Consider the following 17,042-nt stretch of genomic DNA (forward strand, 5'->3'; position numbering starts at 1 on the left):
CGTGACGATGATGATCGGAAGCATGGATGGAAGCGTAACGTAAATCGTTTGCTTCCACCTGCCGGCGCCGTCGATTTCGGCCGCTTCATACAAAGCGGGGTTAATGCCCGCCAGCGTAGCCAGAAAAATGATTGTCGCAAACCCGAATTCCTTCCATATATCGCTAATGACGACCACAGCACGAAACCATTCGCCATCCCCGAGAAACATGACCGGAGTCATGCCGAACAAGGCGAGGAAACGGTTCATAATGCCGTCGAGGGACAAAATATCAAGCAGTATGCCGCCAAGAATAATCCATGATAGGAAATGTGGTAAATAAATCAGGGTCTGTACGGTCTTTTTGAAGAAAACTTGGCGAACCTCATTCAACAACAGGGCGAACACGATCGGTACGACCTGCCCAAAAATAATTTTAAGACAAGCGATTAACAGCGTATTTACGATGACTTGGTGAATATCTTTCAAATCAAGCATGAGTCTGAAGTTATCCCAGCCCGCCCACGTGGAATCAAAAAAGCCAAGCCATGGCTTATAGTTCAAGAACGCTACTACGATTCCAGGCAGAGGAAGATAGTTGAAAATCAGCGCCAATAATACCCCCGGGACCAGCATGATGTGCAGCATCCAGTTTTGTTTTGGCGTTGTCTGTTTACGGGCGTGCTTTGAGAGCGTGTTGTAGGTTTCAGAAGTCGGTGCTATATTAGACTTTAATCTCATGGCCTCTCTTCCCTTCATTTTCAACTTGAGTCTTGCATATCGACAGCGGGTTTTTTTGCAACAACTTCAAGTATTTAATAAATGTAGTTTAGGTGAGAGCCCAATAGCTGTAAACAACTCATTTTTAAGATATCCGTTGTTATTTTAAGGAGAGAAAGCTGTATGCACAAGCATAGGTCGATTTTCTTTCGCATGAACATGGTAATTCTCAGCCTGCTTCTGCCGATTCTGGTTTTGTATGCGTATACAAACCAGACGAGTCTTAAAGTCATCAACCAAGAGATTGTCAGCAATAATGAGAATCAGCTGGATTTCCTCAAAAGACAAATAGAAACAATAGTAGATCGATTTACGTTTCTGCCGAGCACTTTTTCAAGAGATTCGTCGGTATTGAATCTTGAGAAAAGCGTGCTGACGAAAGATTATTACGGCATGACGCAATACAAGCCAATACTGGAGGAGAAATTATATTTGCAAAGCTTTTCCGGCGGCTGGAAAAACGATTTGACCGTGTATTTGCCCGATGTCCAAATGCGAATTTCGACGGACAAGAATGACGCATACAAACCGGAACATATTCGACAGGTGAACATCGGCAAATGGGATTATCATTCGGGGCATGACGATAACGGCTATTTCGATTTTTATTTTTCGGACCCTTGGAAGAAGGATGTTGCGAACGTAAATGCCGTTTTTGAAACGAAGCTGTACAGTTCCAGCATTGAAAATATGCTTGAAACCTACAAGGGTGAGAGCAAGCGGGACCCGTTTCTGCTTACCGCCGAAGGCGAGTTCATTGCCAGCGAGACGCCTAATGTATTATTAATTCGGCATCTGAAAGAGAAACTTTTCGAGAAGGTGTTAGGTAAGAGAGGGCACCTCGAACTAAATATAGATGGACAAGAATATTTTGCGGCATATGTTTATATTCCTTTGCTTGACGTCTATCTCGTCGATTATTTACCGTTGAAGTCCATCGTCTCCCCAATTATTAAGAGCCGCAACCTGTTTTATACATGCACCGCGCTGCTCCTTTTGATGAGTTTCCTTGCACTGGCACTTCTGTACCGGTACGTGCAGGTCCCCATTGCGGAACTGATCAGAGCATTGAAGGCTTTCGAAAGGGGTGATTTTTCTTACCATATATCCAAGAAATATTATAACGAATTTGATTTTTTGATCTATCGGTACAACGAGATGGCCATCCAAATCAAACATTTGATCGAAAATGTGTACGAGGAACAGAACCGATCCCGGTTAGCAACACTTAAGCAGCTGCAATCGCAGATTAATCCTCATTTTTTGTATAATTGCCTTTCGTTTATCGCCGGATCGGCTAAGATGGGTCTGAAGGAGACAGTAATGGACATGGCATACAGCTTGGCCGATTACTATCGTTATTCTACGCGTGTTGAAAACCAAACCCCCGAGCTGCGGCAAGAAGTCGAGCTGCTCATAACTTATTTAAATATTTATCAAATGCGTCTCGAGCGTATCAGTTACGCGATAGATATTCCCGAAGAAATGATGAATAGTAAAATTCCGAGGTTGATCCTTCAGCCTATTGTGGAAAATGCCATTGTCCATGGCCTGGAACCCAAAATGGGAAGCGGACAAATTAAGATTACCGGAAAAAGGCAAGGAGATGAGCATGTGATCATGGTGGAGGATGACGGGGTGGGCATGTCCAACGAAAGCTTGTTTTCACTACAGCATAAATTGAACAGCTCGCTTTTGCACGATATGGGCTGTGGTGTCTGGAACGTGAATCAGCGTTTAAAATACCGTTATGGGAGCAGCGCTGATCTGACTTTGTCTCCGTCGAAGCGTTCAACCGGATTATGTGTGACTTTGAGATGGGATAGTAAACAAGATGAAGAGGAGACGGACGATGAAAAGTATTTTGCTCGCGGACGATGAACCAATGCTGTTAACCAGCATGATGGAGATCGATTGGGCTTCAATTGGCATTGATCATGTGTATACGGCCGGCTCAGGCATTGAAGCTGTGCAACTGCTGGAGACGAATGCAATCGATGTAGTGGTCACGGATATTCGGATGCCGGGCATGAGCGGACTTGAAGTTTGTGCATATGTGCAGGAGCACTGTCCACGAACAAGATGTATTATTTTGTCGGGCTACTCTGACTTCAAATATGCGCAGCAGGCCATCCACACAAAGGCAGTCAATTATTTGCTGAAACCCGTACAGGATGCCGAGCTGGTTGCGGTTGTAACCTTGACGCTGAATTCCATTGCGCAGGAATGGGAAGCGGTGAGTTCGGCTGAACGCGCAACCCAAACGCTCCGGCAAAACCTGCCCTTGCTGCGATCAAACCTGCTTAATGACCTTTTCTCCGGGAGCCATTATTCCGAACCGGCAATCGCGGAAAAGCTGAGAATGTACGATGTACGGATCTCACCAGGGGATCCGTTCTATATGTTAATGATTCGATTAGAGAAATGGTACCTGGAATCAAACAGCGATGAGCTTTCACTCTACGAATTTTCGGTAATGAATATTGTCAATGAGTTGATGCAGGAAGAGTTCGATTTATGGTCCTGCAGAGATAGCCTGGGTTACTTGGTATGGTTAATCAAGCCGAAACAACAGGGAAAAGAGAAGGACTCTTTGTTGGGAAAGCTGGCGAAGCAGGTACAGGCGTGTATTAACAGTTACCTTAGAGGGGAGGTCTCGGTGCTGCTCAGCTTCAAAGAGCGGTTCTCCAAGAAAGAGATTGTGTCGGTTTATCGGATGCTGCTCAGCCAATTTCGTAAACTGCCCCGAAGCGATCACGGTTTTTTTATTCGGCTTGAGGAGGGAGCGATTGATCAACATGTCTTACCTCTGCCGCAATTATATCAACCGCCTACCGTAATGCAACTGCTGGAGGCTGGGCGATTCCAAGATGCCCGAAATAAGATTCTGCACGTATTCGAGGAACTGCGCATGAAAAAGTTGGATGATCAAGAGCATATCTTGGAAGTGACGTCATCATTCTATAGTGCCTTTTCCTATATGGCTCATCTCCAAGGTGTATCGATTGTCGACCTGGCCGGAGAAGAGATCGGCGGCAACTTCGACTATTCGATGTTCACAGGCTCTATTTCCACGATTTCAGAATGGTTTCTGTCCATGCTGGACAGGCTGGAATCGTTAGTTGATAAGGAGGCGAAAGATGCGCACGCTAATCTGGTGCATAAAGTACTCTATTTCATAGAGGAGAACATATCTGTCGATATCTCGCTGCAGGCGATAGGCGACCATGTTCATTTGCATCCAGCATATTTATCAGGCGTTTACAAGCAGTTAACGGGTGAGAATATTAGCGACTACATTTACCGTCATCGAATGGAGAAGTCGGGTTATTTACTGCGGTCTACCGATATCAAAGTCTATGAATTGGCTCAGCAATTAGGCTTTCAGAATGCACCCTACTTCAGCAAATTATTTAAAAGTCACCACGGCATGACGCCACAGGAATACCGGGAGAAATACCGATTAGCTAAAATCTAAATATTTTCTATACTCCCCTTAAAAGTTTCCATCTACTTTCCGGACACATGGTCATATTAGAATGGATGAGTAAAAACATTCCACGTACTGGGGGAGGACATGTATGAGAACATTTAAGAGAACAGCAATGGTAGGGATGGCTGCGATGATATCGATAACCTTGTTTTCGGGTTGTTCTTCGAATAGTGCGAATTCGAAGAACAATACCCCCGGCAATACGAATAACAGCCAGACTACGGCAACGAATGATGTCATATCTGAAGGATTCAAAAACGGAAAGTTCGATCCGCCGGTGACGATCGCTGTTGTCGCGGGCAGCGATTCGACAATTGAAACGAAGCCGGGTGAAAAAATCGAAGATAATTTCGTTACGCAGTGGGCGAGCGAAGAACTAGGCATCAATTTTAAGTATTTATGGGTTGTACCGAAAGACCAGACGGAGACGAAGACACGTCTGATGCTTACGTCGGGGGAGAAGCTCCCCGATGTATTATGGTCGGGAGGTACGCTGCTTAGCGACTTGCTTGAATCTGGCCAATACAAAGAAGTCGGGGCCGACTTTGATAATTATGCTTCCGAGGAGATGAAGGCCGCTTACAGTGATCCGTCACTTTGGGAGATCGTTGTACGCGACGGCAAAAGAATGGGGATTCCGGTTTTTGAACGGGCGGGTCAAAACAATGGCTTGATGTGGGTTCGCCAAGATTGGCTTGATAAGCTGGAACTGCAGCCGCCGAAGACGTTTGATGAATTGAATACGGTGCTTACGGCCTTCAAGGATAACGCCGACAAGCTCGGCGTCCCGGATTTGATTCCGTTAGGTTTGAGTTTGAAATCGGGTACAAGAGGCTGGTTCGGCGAAAGCACCTGGGTATTCGGACCATACGGAACTATTCCAGGGCAATGGATAAAAGGAGAGGATAGCTCTTTGCAATACGGAAGCCTCCAACCCGGTATGAAGCAAGGCCTCGCCCATTTGGCAGAGTGGTATGACACCGGGCTGATCAGCAAAGAGGTCGGTTTGCATGACGAGAATAAAGTTGCGGAGCTTGCGATGCAAGGCAAAGTAGGGATCATCGTCTCCCCGCCGTGGTCAGCCGGATGGCCATATGGAGATATGGAGAAAAATGTTCCGGGCGCAGCGATGAAGGCGTATCCGATTCCATCCGATAACGGAAAAGGGGGATCTATGGATACAAACTTTAAATCGAGCGGACTGCTTGTGCATAAGGATTTCAAGCATATGGATGCGTTATTCCTGTATTTGAACAAAATATTCGAATATAAAAATCCTCCTGCGGGCAGCGCGTTTGAGAATGGATTCAAAGAAGGCTACGACTACGTGACCAACCCGGACGGTACGGTGTCCGTGGAGGAGAATGATTTCCCGGACAAACTGCAAATTTTCCCGGATAAATTTTTTATCGCGCCTATGCAGGACCCTTATCTGGAAATGCAGATGGCCTCGAAATTGGTCAAGGGAGAACAACCTCAAACACCAGCCGAGAAGAAGGCGGCTATTTCCTATAAGCAAAATCCGGATCAGATGGAAGCCATAGCTACGGTTTATGATACGATGGGCCAGTACATCGCGAGCGCATATAACGGTGCGCCGACCCGGACACAAATCGATAGAGGGGCGCTGCTGGATAAGATGGAGTTTGAAGAACTGCTGAAATTTGTATATGGCAAAGTTCCCATTGAGAAGTTTGACGATTTCATCAAAGCGTATAACAGCGCGGGTGGAGAGCAAGTCGCCCGGGAAGTGAATGAGTCGTACGCAAAAAGTCACGGGAACTAATGTTTACTACCGTCGCCCTTCAGCCGCTGTACCTGGCAGCTAAGGGCGATTCTTTCTTCCTTGGCGGGATAATCTGAATATTTTCATATGTCCCCTTAAAAGTTTCGATCTATTAGAACGCGCTGCCCGGTATTACAATGAGCGTGTAAATCATATTCAGAAGGAGGCAGGGAATATGAAAACCGGAGTAAACAGCAGCGCCAAGCAGCATGCTTTCAAGAGGCTCAGTATGATTCTACTACTGACGATGTTCATTTTCGTCTTAACACCTCAGGCGTCTGGCGCGACCGGGAACAACCCGGTGCAGGTAGAAGTGGATCCGACGCTCGCGGAAGGCGCCAGTACTTTAACGCTGGGTATTACCCATACCCAAGTATTCTGGGAAAACGGGGAATCCGAGGCTGTGCAGCGCGCGAAGGATTTGTTGGCACCGGTGATTACGTATCAAAACCAGCATATTATGGGCTGGGGAGCGGACAACCCGCAACCTGAAGAAGGCGGTCCGATCATCTTCGATTCACTCGACAGGCGAGTGGACTTAATGCGGACGTTGGGCGGAGAAATGGTACTTACCTTTTGCACAGCACCAGGTTGGATGAAAACGAGCGGCGATGATTGGAACATGGATGACCGGGTTGCAGACGAGCATGTCGACGAATTCGCCGAACTGGCCGCAGCGATAGCCGCGCGGTATCAAGACGTTAAGTACTTTCAAATCTGGAATGAATTCAAAGGATATTGGGACAATTCGATCCGGAACAGCGATGGTTCCAATGGAAACTACGATTACGTCCGGTATACGCAATTGTATAATGCAGTCTATGCGGCGGTTAAAAAAGTGCGGCCCGATGCCGAGATCGGGGGTTATTACATATCGCTTAAAGGAGATGCCTCACATACACTCGGCTTCAACGGCAACGGCACGGAGACACCCTTTACTGCCAGGGATATGGACTCCATGGAATATTGGCTGAACCATAAAGCAGGTGCCGACTTTATCACACTGGACAGATGGTTGAAGGATTGGGGCAATCCGAACATGATGACAGAGCAAGAGAGTATGCAGTTAACATGGGTTTACAAGAAGGCCATTGAGGATATTCGAGCAAAGACGGACCTGCCGATCTGGTTTTCTGAATATTACACTCTCTATGACACAGAAGGAGGCAGCCAGTATATTGCGGCCGCTATGGCATCAATTTATGCCAATATGATTAAAGCTGCCGGCGACTCACCGATCACCGCTCTGCTCTGGAATCCATCTGAAGGAGAGGCCGGAGTGCATCATTATCTCTTCAGCAGTACGAACAGTCCGACTGGCGGACGACATACACCTCATTATGAGGTTTATAAAGGGATGCATGATTATTTCCCGGCAGGGACGCCGTTATTTCAATCCATTTCTTCCGACCCCGATATAGAAACTTTGGCGTCGGCATCTAAAATCATGCTGATCAATAAGGACAGCGTTCAACGGCATGTCGACGTAAACGGCACCCCGTACACGTTAGCCCCTTACCAGGTGCTATTTGCGGATGCCCCCTACGCATTATCCGATTTTACGCTGTCAACCGATATATCCAGATTGAAATTCAAAGAAACGTTGCAATTGAAGATAAACGGCTTGCTGCGTGACGGCAGCCCGGCGGATTTGTCAGCCGCGATGATCGAGTTTACCAGCAGCAACCCACGTGTCGCGACCGTAGCCGCCAATGGGCTGGTGACCGGCCATAAACAGGGCAGCGTTCAATTGACGGCGCAGGTTACGTTAAATGGCATAAAGCTGCAGTCGAATGCAGTGACCGTCAACGTGAAAAACGGTAAAGGTTGAAAGAATAGCGATAGTTACGAGTAAAGGATGATGCAAATGGCTGCGATTGGGCGCTATCAGCGATGGACCAGGGAATTTCAAATAGAGTCAGATGTGACGACAGTCAAATTTACTGCTCCTTCCGGCGCCGTTTACGAACGGCCGGCTTATTCCCACCAACCAGCAATGCTTGAGTATGATCATCGCGGATATGAAGCTATCATGATGAATGGAAGTCCAACGCTGGCTGTACGCTATACCCCGACGGAAGAGGGAACGTATACGTGGCAAGCCATTGGGAAAAGTGATAGCGTTGCCGAGCAAGGCTCCTTCAGATGCATGCCGAGCAAAGACCCCGGATATGTACGTATCAGCCAACGCGACAACCGCTATTTTGAAACGACAGAAGGTGATTCATTCTGTGTGATCGGGGTGAACCTTTGCTTGCCGCCGAGCTACCCGCTGTCAGCCGGAAGTGAGTTTGAAACAACCGATAAACGGGGAACCTTGGGTTTGCTTGATTATAAGCGGTGGTTTCAGGAATTCAGCCGGAATGGCGGGAACTTTATCCGAATTTGGCTTTCCACACCGTATTTCGAACCGGAAACGGAGGTTGCGGGCGAGTTGGCGTTAGAGAAATTCACCCGTCTCGACGGACTAGTAGAGCTGGCAAGGACGTTCGGCATTCGCCTGAAATTTTGTTTGGAGCATTTCCGGACAATTGGACCATCCCCCGGAGGATGGTCGGTAAAAACATTACGGCATCCTGATTCTGGTCTTTCCCCAGGCAGCATGGACGAGTGGTTCACGACGCATATATGGCAGAAGCAGTGGTGGAAAAAGGTGAATGCTTACGTGGCCCGTTATGGCGGGGATCCGACAGTGATGGCATGGGAGCTGTGGAACGAAATCAATGCCTGCCGCGTATCGGAATGGTCTATTCTCCGCGACTGGACAGCGAGCACGGCCAAGAAGCTGCAAGCTCTTGTTCCGGAACAGTTAGTCGTGAATTCGTTAGGCAGCTTCGACCGCAGCAAGTGGAAAAGCGTGTATAACGACTTTCATATGGATGAGCTCGCCTTCCAACAGGTACATCGTTATCTGGATCATGGAGCGGAGCTGGAGGTTTGTTACGATGCCTTCCGGCTGGGAATCGATGCCGTGCAACAGAGCCGCAGGCCGGATAAGCCGGTGCTTCTAGCCGAAACGGGTGCAGTTAACGATGATCATACAGGACCGTTCTGCTGGTACCGGGCGGATCATCGCGGCCTTATTTTTCACGATACCGTGTATCCGGCATTCTTCGCCGGTGCGGCAGGAATCGGCCAGATTTGGCATTGGGATGAATATGTGGACAAGAAGAATCTTTGGCCAATGTTCCGTTCTATGCATATGCTTATGGACGGGATAGATCTCCCCGGAGAGCGGTTCGAGCCGTTCGAAACATCCGATGACCGTGTGTGGGTATTGGGACTGAGGGGGAAACGCCATATAGTCGGGATTATTCGCAGCAAGCGGGATGATTGGCGGTATTTATATCTGCATAACCAGCCCCCTTCCACCATCGAGAACCTAAGAATTAACGCCTTTACTCACATTTCAGGGCAGGTTGCAATGTTCTCGCCGTGGAATCCTGGTTTGACAAAGTATGTTGACATCAAAGAAGGGCTATTTACCGTGCCATCCTTGGAGATTAGTAGTTTCTTCAAAATTGCCTTGGACTAATAGTAATGATTAAGCGAAAGATAGAATAACCCGGAGATGAATCTTAGCATAGGGAACGATACAAATCCTATATTGCACAGGTTGTCCTTTAGTTAAAAAAGGCTTGACCTTGCTGCACCTTTCGCAAAGACTTTCGCGCAGCTGGTGTTCTGCTCTTTGGTCGCATACGCGTTTGCGTGTATAATTCCGTTATCCGGAGGTTCCTTGCTCGCGATACTTCCGATGATTCTTATGTTTATCTTCTTATGGCGTTATCGTTGAAGGTATCGCGCTAGCAGGAACAAAAGGCTAAACGAAAACGTCTAAAAAAGCCATGACAACATGTTCATGGCTTTTTGGATCTGTATAAGAAGGATAAGTTTTTGAATAAAGGGGGTTCTCCAACGGGATGCCTTATAAAAACAGATTTTTTCGAAAGATCGTTGTGCTGGTGGTTATGCTGCTGCTTCCGGTTATTGTTATTTATAGCTTCTCTTATCAAATCAATGTGAATGTCGTAAAAAGCCAAATCGAACAATCCAGTATAGAGCAGCTGGACTTTTTTCTTAGTCAGGTGGAGAACAACATTGCACAGCTCGCGCTGCACTCGGTCACACTCACCAATGATAGCAGCATACGGGAGATCATGAGATTAGACAAGATAGAGAATATTGTTGAAGAAATAACGGCAAAGAAACGAATCGAGGAAAAACTAACTTTATATAGTACCTCAAGTCCCTGGAAAAATGATATTTCCGTTTATTCTCCTCTATCCAGGTCGGTTCTTACCACATATCCCTTGATTGAATATCAAATGTCAGAATTGAAAGCGGATAAGTTCACACGCTGGTCGTTTGGCGAAAAGGATGAAACGCATCTAAATTCTTACTTCACATGGTATACGATGGACCCTCCAGCAGCACGCAGCGATCCGGGTTCAGCGAATCTCATCGTTGAGGTCGAGTTTAGTACGGAAAATATCAGATCCATGTTGGATCAATATATGACCAGCAGGCAAGGAAATCCTTTCTTTTATGCTCCTGGATATGGGCCAATCGTGGGACACAAAGAAGATCAGGAGAAAGTGGCGAACATGGTCGAGTATTTGAAGACCATTAATCTTGAAGCCGGGGCGAGACATGAGCCGATTACTATCTGGGGTCAGAAGTATCTGCTCAGCTATGTTCCTTCTTCAAGCTTAGGCTGGTATTTGGTCGATTTTGTGCCTCTGGAAAAAGTGTTGTCCCCGATAATCAAAACCCGTAACGCGTTTTATGGGGTTATTTCTATACTGCTTATCATGGGAATTGCCGTTTCGTTCGTCATTTACCGTAATGTTCAGATCCCGATTCGGGATTTAATTTATAACGTGCAGAAGCTGAAGCGGGGGAATTATTCCGCCCGATTGCTTCAAAAGCCGAAGAATGAATTTTACTTTTTATTTAATCGATTTAATGAGATGGCAAGGCAAATTCAAGAGTTAATTGAAAATGTGTATTCGGAGAAAATCCGTTCCCACGAAGCAACGGTGAAGCAGCTCCAATCGCAGATTAATCCGCATTTTTTTTATAATTGCCTATTCTTCATCGTGAGCATGTCTCGTCTTGGTGATAGTAAAGCGGTGGAGGCCATGGCTACCAGTCTTGGAGATTACTATCGCTATACGACTCGCCTGGAAAATCAGACGACCATCTTGCAGGAAGAACTCGCTTTAGTTCGAAATTATCTGACCATACAACAGTTAAGACTACAGATAGAATATGACGTTCAGGTGCCGGAAGAGATGCTAAACCTGGCATTCCCCCGATTGTTGTTGCAGCCAATGGTCGAAAATGCCATTATACATGGAATTGAACCATCGGAGGATATGGGCCGGCTAAACATATATGGGCTACACGACAGGGAGATGGCTCGTCTGATTGTCGAGGATAACGGTAGAGGTATGACGGACACGCAGTTCCGGGAATTAAGAAATAAAATCGCGGAGCCTCTAACGAAAGAAATGGGATGCGGTGTCTGGAACGTGAACCAACGACTGCTTCATATATACGGAGGCGACTCTGGACTCTCCTTATCACGTTCTGAGCTAGGCGGGGTGAAAGCGGTATTATCTTGGAGAAAGGACGGGAATGGCCGTGTATGAATTATTAATTGTAGATGATGAGAAATTTGTTATTGAGAATCTGGCAATGACGTATCCCTGGGAGGAGCTTCGAATAAAAACCGTTTATACAGCTTCCTCTGCGAACGAAGCGTTAGAATTAATTGCACGTTATAATATTCACATTGTGATCAGCGATATTCGGATGCCGGGTGTGAATGGATTGGAGATGATAGAAAAACTCAAAACTATCTCTCCAAAAACGAAATGTATTCTGCTATCAGGTTACTCCGATTTTCAATATGCGCAGCAAGCCATATCCTCTCATGTCGAGGCTTATTTATTAAAACCGGTTAAAGAGGATGAGCTGTTAAATACGGTCCAAGCGGTAATTATACAAATCGAAAAGGAATGGAACGAGGTCGTTTCACATCATCGTACACTTTATACACTTAGTGAGAACCTGCCAATGCTTAGAGGAGCGCTCTTATACGATTTGCTGCAAGGAAAGGATATGCACAGGAATATGTTATCCAAGAAGATGGACATGTTGGATCTCCATATTGGTGAGAATCAATTATTTGCCATGATGTTTATCAGAATGGAGGAAGGACTCAATCAGTATGACGATTATAGTCAGTCTCTACTAGAGTTCGGTATCAGCAACATCAGTGAGGAGATCTTCGGTCAGCAGTTTGCCCTTTGGCAGTGTAAGGACGCGAACCATAATCTTGTTTTCGTAATCACTAATAAACATGATGCCAGGGCACTATCTGATTCCCACCAGACAAGGAAACTTTTAGAGAAGTACTCGCTGCAGCTGCAGGAAAGTGTGACTGCATATTTGAAGTGCAGCATCTCGGTGCTCATTAGTGAGTGGGGGCTGTTTCCCGAAGATCTATACTCCTATTATCACAAATCAATTTCAGTGATTAGAAGCCTCCCTGACAATGTCCAGGGTTTTTTTATCAACACTTTACACACCGGCTCCACGGAGGAGTTTCAGCCGCTGCGAAGCATCCAAGAGCCGCCTTTATTGTGGAATTTGTTAGAGGCTGGACGCTGGGAGGCGGCGTTGCATAAATTTGAATATATTATACAGGAATTGCAAAGTAGGAAAAGTTATTTGCAGGATTATTTATATGAAGTGGCTATGATGATGAACTTTTCTGTCTCTCATACGATACATAAAGAAAATCAATTATTGAAACATGTACCTGAACTCAGTTTGTTGGAAGGTACTTACCATGATTCGCTGCAAAGCGTCTCAAGTCTGAAGAAATGGGGGCGGCAAATCATACTGGCTCTTAAGGATAACACGATAAAAGAAGCAAAAAATAGCCAGCGCTCCATCATACAAAAGATTAATCAATTCGTGCAACTGAATCTGCAGGATGATGTTTCTCTTCAGAGGATTGCCGATCATGTGTACCTGCATCCTGCTTATATAAGTAAAATATATAAATTGGAAACTGGCGAAGGAATTAGTGATTACGTCTACCGGTTGAGAATGGGAATAGCAGCCCATCTTTTAAGTAAGACCAATGAGAAGATTCATGAAATATGCAGAAAAGTAGGATATCAAAATCCGTCACATTTTTCAAGGGTATTTAAAAAATATTATGATATGACCCCTGACGAATTCAGAGAAAGGCACACTGATTAAAAATAGAACAGGAACCTTAAAAACGCATCGTTTACTCGCAAAATCGCCTTAGATAAAATGGACTTATAAGTCGCTGCTCAAAAATATGGCGGAAAGGAGATCAAATGAAATGAAAGCGGTAACTGAACAAATATATGCCCCTATCGCAAAGAAAACTGCAAGGCCCAAATGGAATTTTAGACGAAATTGGCCTCTGCACATTTTGGTTCTGCCTGCCTTTTTACTTGTACTTGTCTTTCAATATGCTCCGCTGCCTGGACTGATTATGGCTTTCCAAAACTTTAAGCCTTATCTGGGTTTTTTCAACTCACCTTGGGTCGGACTTGATCAGTTCCATAAGCTTATTGAATTTCCGGAGACCAGGCAAGTCATAGTGAACACGTTTATTATTGCAAGCTTGAAAATCGTTTTCCATTTAGTGGTGCCGTTTGTATTCGCATTGTTACTAAATGAACTAAGAACCATGTGGTTTAAACGATTTGTGCAAACATTCGTTTACTTACCCCATTTTTTGTCATGGGTGATTCTGGGCGGCATCCTCATTGATATGCTTTCCACCGACGGTGGCTTGGTCAATAATATGCTGACGTCCATGTTCGGTATCGAACCGATCTTTTTCTTAGGTGACGGAGATTGGTTTCGCGTTACGATTGTCGCAAGTGACATCTGGAAAGATTTTGGATTTTCCACCATTGTTTTTTTGGCTGCATTGTCGGGCATTGATCCAAGCTTATATGAGGCGGCTATTATCGATGGAGCCAACCGTTTTCAGCAAGTGTTGTACATTACGATTCCAAGCTTAATTCCTATTGCTATTGTTGTAGGCACGTTATCACTAGGCAATATATTGAATGCAGGGTTTGATCAAATATTTAATCTATATAATCCGATGGTTTATGAAAAGGGAGATATCATCGATACCTACGTTTATCGGGTTGGTTTGATTGCTGGAGATTTTGGTTTCGGAACAGCAGTGGGTATGTTCAAATCCGTAATCAGCTTTATCCTGATAATGATCGCCTATCGAATGGCATACCGGTTCGCGAATTACCGCATCTTTTGAGAGGTGAGCAACCATTGAAGTTTATATCCATGCCTTACCGTATTTTTAGTATCCTCAACCTGGTATTTACAGGACTATTATCGCTTGTTTGTATCGCCCCCTTAATTCACATATTGGCAGTTTCATTCAGCGGTGCGGCACCCGCCTCGGCTAATCTGGTTAAATTATGGCCAATCGATTTCACAGTGGAGGCATATGTTCAGACGCTGGGAAATGATAACTTCTCGCGAGCTCTATGGAATGGGGTTCAGCGTACGATTCTCGGCACGGTTTGTTCCATGATTCTTATGGTATTTACGGCATATGCTCTTTCCAAGGAAAACTCGGTTTTCCGGGGTCGAACGTTCTATATGTGGTTTTTCGTCTTTACGATGCTGTTACATGCCGGGCTTGTCCCTACGTACATCGTCATTCAAAAGCTCGGATTAATTAATTCCATTTGGGCACTGATTCTCCCCCATGCTATTAATGTTTTTAACATGATATTATTAATGAACTTTTTTAAAGTAGGTGTACCTAAAGCATTGGAAGAAGCGGCATATATGGATGGCGCAGGACACTTTCGCACCGTATTTAATATCTATTTGCCAATTTCTTTGCCAGCCATAGCCACGATTTCCTTATTCACTATGGTTTGGCATTGGAATTCTTGGTTTGACGGGCTTATTTATATGACGGAAATGAAGAAATACCCTCTCTCCACATTCCTGCAAACAGTTATTGTACAGCAGGATACGAATCAATTAAATATTGATCCTGCTGATCTTGAAATTTTGTCAAACCGAACGGTGAAAGCCTCTCAAATATTTATTGGAGCTCTTCCGATCCTGCTGGTATATCCTTTATTGCAGCGTTATTTTGTAAAGGGGATCGTCCTGGGTGCTGTAAAGGAATAGGAAATCCGCTGTAAAGACCTGCTGTATGTGCTATCCATTCACTTGATAGGGGGAAAATTGTATGACAGGAAAGCAGCTTAGGAGAACATGCTTGTACGCATTACTCGTTTGTGCTGTTTTTATATCCGCTTGCAGTACCGATAAACCATCTAAGGAAGCCGCTGGCGATAAAGGGGAGGCAGGTAACTACGCGGCTGCAATAGCCAAAGGAAAGTATGATCCTCCTATCACGCTCTCGACTGTCGGTCGCCTAACACCAGCAACGACATTTAAGAATGGCGAGACGATGGAAGACAACGTGCATACACGGTGGGCAAAAGAAAGACTGGGAATTAATTTGAAATATCTATGGACTGCCTCGACGCAAAATAAAGCTTATGAAACACGCATGCGATTGGCGCTATCGGCATCCGAACCAATGCCGGATGTGGTGGCTGTTGACGATACTCAACTCGCTAACGATCTGATCGATTCCGGACAGTTTATGGAAGTCAAGAGCATGTGGGATAAATACGCGTCCCCAACATACAAAAAAGCGGTAAACGAAGATCCGACCATGTGGTATCCATTTATGCGCGAGGACGGGGCTTACGCCATTCCTATTCCCAGTTATGCATGGAATAACGATACCGTCTTGTGGATTCGTCAGGATTGGATGCAGAAGTTCGGGTTCAAAGATCCGGAAACGTTAGAAGATCTGGAAAAAATCATGGAAGCGTTCGTCAATCAGGATCCCGACGGCAACGGAAAAAAAGACACCTATGGAATCACATTCTCTTTGAAAGACTCGTTCAGATCGACCCAAAACACGGCAAGCTTCGTGTTCGGTGCATTCGGCACAATTCCGGAGCAGTGGAATGAGGCCGAGGACGGTTCGCTTGTTTACGGTTCTGTACAACCTGGTGCCAAACAGGCATTGCAGCGGTTGGCTGATTGGGTCAAGAAAGGCTATATCCCGAAGGAAGCTGGTTTATATGATGAAACCAAGGCATCGGAACTGTTTACCTCAGGAAGGGCGGGAATCGTTGCCGGGCCGTTTTGGATGGACAGAACCCCTCTTCGTAATGTACAGAAAAATATCCCTACTGCGAGCTTGAAGGCGTATCCGGTTGTTAAAGGACCCGATGGCAAAGCAGGAAGACTGGGTACTCAAAACTTTAGTGGTGCCGTGCTGATTAATAAAAAAGCTGCCAATCCGGAGGCATTCTTCGTCTATCAAAACTACCTCTTCGAGAATTTCGCTTTAATGCAGAGCGATGAATTCAAGTATCAATTTGCCGAAGGATACGACTACATTCTGAAAGATGGAAAAGCAAGCTATGATACGAATGACATACCAGGTGGGAGGGTCATTCCCCAGAAGTATACGATCACCTTTGAGGGAGCACGCATTCCTTCTTCGGAGTCGGAGTCCCTTGGGCATCTGGCCAAAGGTGGAGAGCCCAGGAACAACTTTGAAAGAAAAGACAGTCTGTTCAATGACGCTCTTCGATATCAAGGGGTCAGCGTGAACATCGCAAGCCAAAAATACTCGATGCCTGATAAGTTCATTGGTGTTCCGACCAAAACCATGATGTCCCGATGGGAAAACCTGAGTACGATGGAATCTCAAACCTTTATCAAAATAATCTATGGTGATTTGCCGATCGATGAATTCGATAACTTCGTGAAGAAATGGCAGTCATCTGGTGGTGACCAAATTACGAAGGAAGTCAATGAATGGTACAATTCAGTTCATCAAAAATAACGAAGGCAGGGTTGAGA

Annotated in this window: 11 protein-coding genes; 10 read left to right on the forward strand and 1 reads right to left on the reverse strand. The window is 45.5% G+C overall.

The annotated features are described in order from the left end of the window. On the reverse strand, positions 1–720 hold a 720-nt coding region (locus AC0YNV_RS37500), incomplete at its 3' end, for an ABC transporter permease subunit (RefSeq protein WP_475772625.1). Positions 721–1,305: 585 nt separating this feature from the next. On the opposite strand from AC0YNV_RS37500, the gene AC0YNV_RS37505 reads away from it, so the two are divergent. From AC0YNV_RS37505 to AC0YNV_RS37550, 10 genes are all read left to right on the forward strand, one after another. Then, entirely contained in the window at positions 1,306–2,640 is a 1,335-nt protein-coding gene (locus tag AC0YNV_RS37505; RefSeq protein ID WP_475772626.1) for a sensor histidine kinase, read from the forward strand. Then, complete coding sequence (locus AC0YNV_RS37510) at positions 2,612–4,237, forward strand: response regulator transcription factor (protein WP_475772627.1); 1,626 nt, start codon at positions 2,612–2,614, stop codon at positions 4,235–4,237. The genes AC0YNV_RS37505 and AC0YNV_RS37510 overlap by 29 nt, the downstream gene beginning before the upstream one ends. Before the next feature lie 103 nt (positions 4,238–4,340). Further along, complete coding sequence (locus tag AC0YNV_RS37515) at positions 4,341–6,038, forward strand: extracellular solute-binding protein (RefSeq protein ID WP_475772628.1); 1,698 nt, start codon at positions 4,341–4,343, stop codon at positions 6,036–6,038. 175 nt (positions 6,039–6,213) lie between these two features. Continuing rightward, positions 6,214–7,869 (forward strand): Ig-like domain-containing protein, encoded by a 1,656-nt coding sequence (locus AC0YNV_RS37520; protein WP_475772629.1) that lies wholly within the window; start codon positions 6,214–6,216, stop codon positions 7,867–7,869. 36 nt (positions 7,870–7,905) lie between these two features. Beyond that, positions 7,906–9,573, forward strand: a complete 1,668-nt coding sequence (locus tag AC0YNV_RS37525; protein WP_475772630.1) for a cellulase family glycosylhydrolase — start codon at positions 7,906–7,908, stop codon at positions 9,571–9,573. A 388-nt stretch (positions 9,574–9,961) separates the two neighbouring features. Continuing rightward, a complete protein-coding gene (locus AC0YNV_RS37530) occupies positions 9,962–11,695 on the forward strand; it encodes a sensor histidine kinase (RefSeq protein WP_475772631.1) in 1,734 nt (577 codons plus the stop codon). Further along, positions 11,682–13,319 (forward strand): response regulator transcription factor, encoded by a 1,638-nt coding sequence (locus tag AC0YNV_RS37535; protein WP_475772632.1) that lies wholly within the window; start codon positions 11,682–11,684, stop codon positions 13,317–13,319. Before AC0YNV_RS37530 ends, AC0YNV_RS37535 begins: the two co-directional genes overlap by 14 nt. A gap of 109 nt (positions 13,320–13,428) precedes the next feature. After that, positions 13,429–14,382, forward strand: coding sequence for an ABC transporter permease (locus tag AC0YNV_RS37540; RefSeq protein WP_475772633.1), 954 nt, complete (start codon positions 13,429–13,431; stop codon positions 14,380–14,382). 29 nt (positions 14,383–14,411) lie between these two features. Beyond that, on the forward strand, positions 14,412–15,278 hold the full coding sequence (locus AC0YNV_RS37545) for a carbohydrate ABC transporter permease (RefSeq protein WP_475772666.1): 867 nt from the start codon (positions 14,412–14,414) through the stop codon (positions 15,276–15,278). Between the two features lie 61 nt (positions 15,279–15,339). Next, positions 15,340–17,025, forward strand: coding sequence for an extracellular solute-binding protein (locus AC0YNV_RS37550; RefSeq protein ID WP_475772634.1), 1,686 nt, complete (start codon positions 15,340–15,342; stop codon positions 17,023–17,025). Positions 17,026–17,042: the final 17 nt, after the last annotated feature.

The sequence above is a fragment of the Paenibacillus sp. JT31N11 genome, assembly GCF_056269285.1.

Excerpts from the sequence above, each read along its gene's own strand:
- AC0YNV_RS37515 (WP_475772628.1), top strand. The coding sequence starts at position 4,341 with ATGAGAACATTTAAGAGAACAGCAATGGTAGGGATGGCTGCGATGATA.
- AC0YNV_RS37520 (WP_475772629.1), top strand. The coding sequence starts at position 6,214 with ATGAAAACCGGAGTAAACAGCAGCGCCAAGCAGCATGCTTTCAAGAGG.
- AC0YNV_RS37545 (WP_475772666.1), top strand. The coding sequence starts at position 14,412 with ATGCCTTACCGTATTTTTAGTATCCTCAACCTGGTATTTACAGGACTA.
- AC0YNV_RS37510 (WP_475772627.1), top strand. The coding sequence starts at position 2,612 with ATGAAAAGTATTTTGCTCGCGGACGATGAACCAATGCTGTTAACCAGC.
- AC0YNV_RS37550 (WP_475772634.1), top strand. The coding sequence starts at position 15,340 with ATGACAGGAAAGCAGCTTAGGAGAACATGCTTGTACGCATTACTCGTT.
- AC0YNV_RS37540 (WP_475772633.1), top strand. The coding sequence starts at position 13,429 with ATGAAAGCGGTAACTGAACAAATATATGCCCCTATCGCAAAGAAAACT.
- AC0YNV_RS37530 (WP_475772631.1), top strand. The coding sequence starts at position 9,962 with ATGCCTTATAAAAACAGATTTTTTCGAAAGATCGTTGTGCTGGTGGTT.
- AC0YNV_RS37535 (WP_475772632.1), top strand. The coding sequence starts at position 11,682 with ATGGCCGTGTATGAATTATTAATTGTAGATGATGAGAAATTTGTTATT.
- AC0YNV_RS37525 (WP_475772630.1), top strand. The coding sequence starts at position 7,906 with ATGGCTGCGATTGGGCGCTATCAGCGATGGACCAGGGAATTTCAAATA.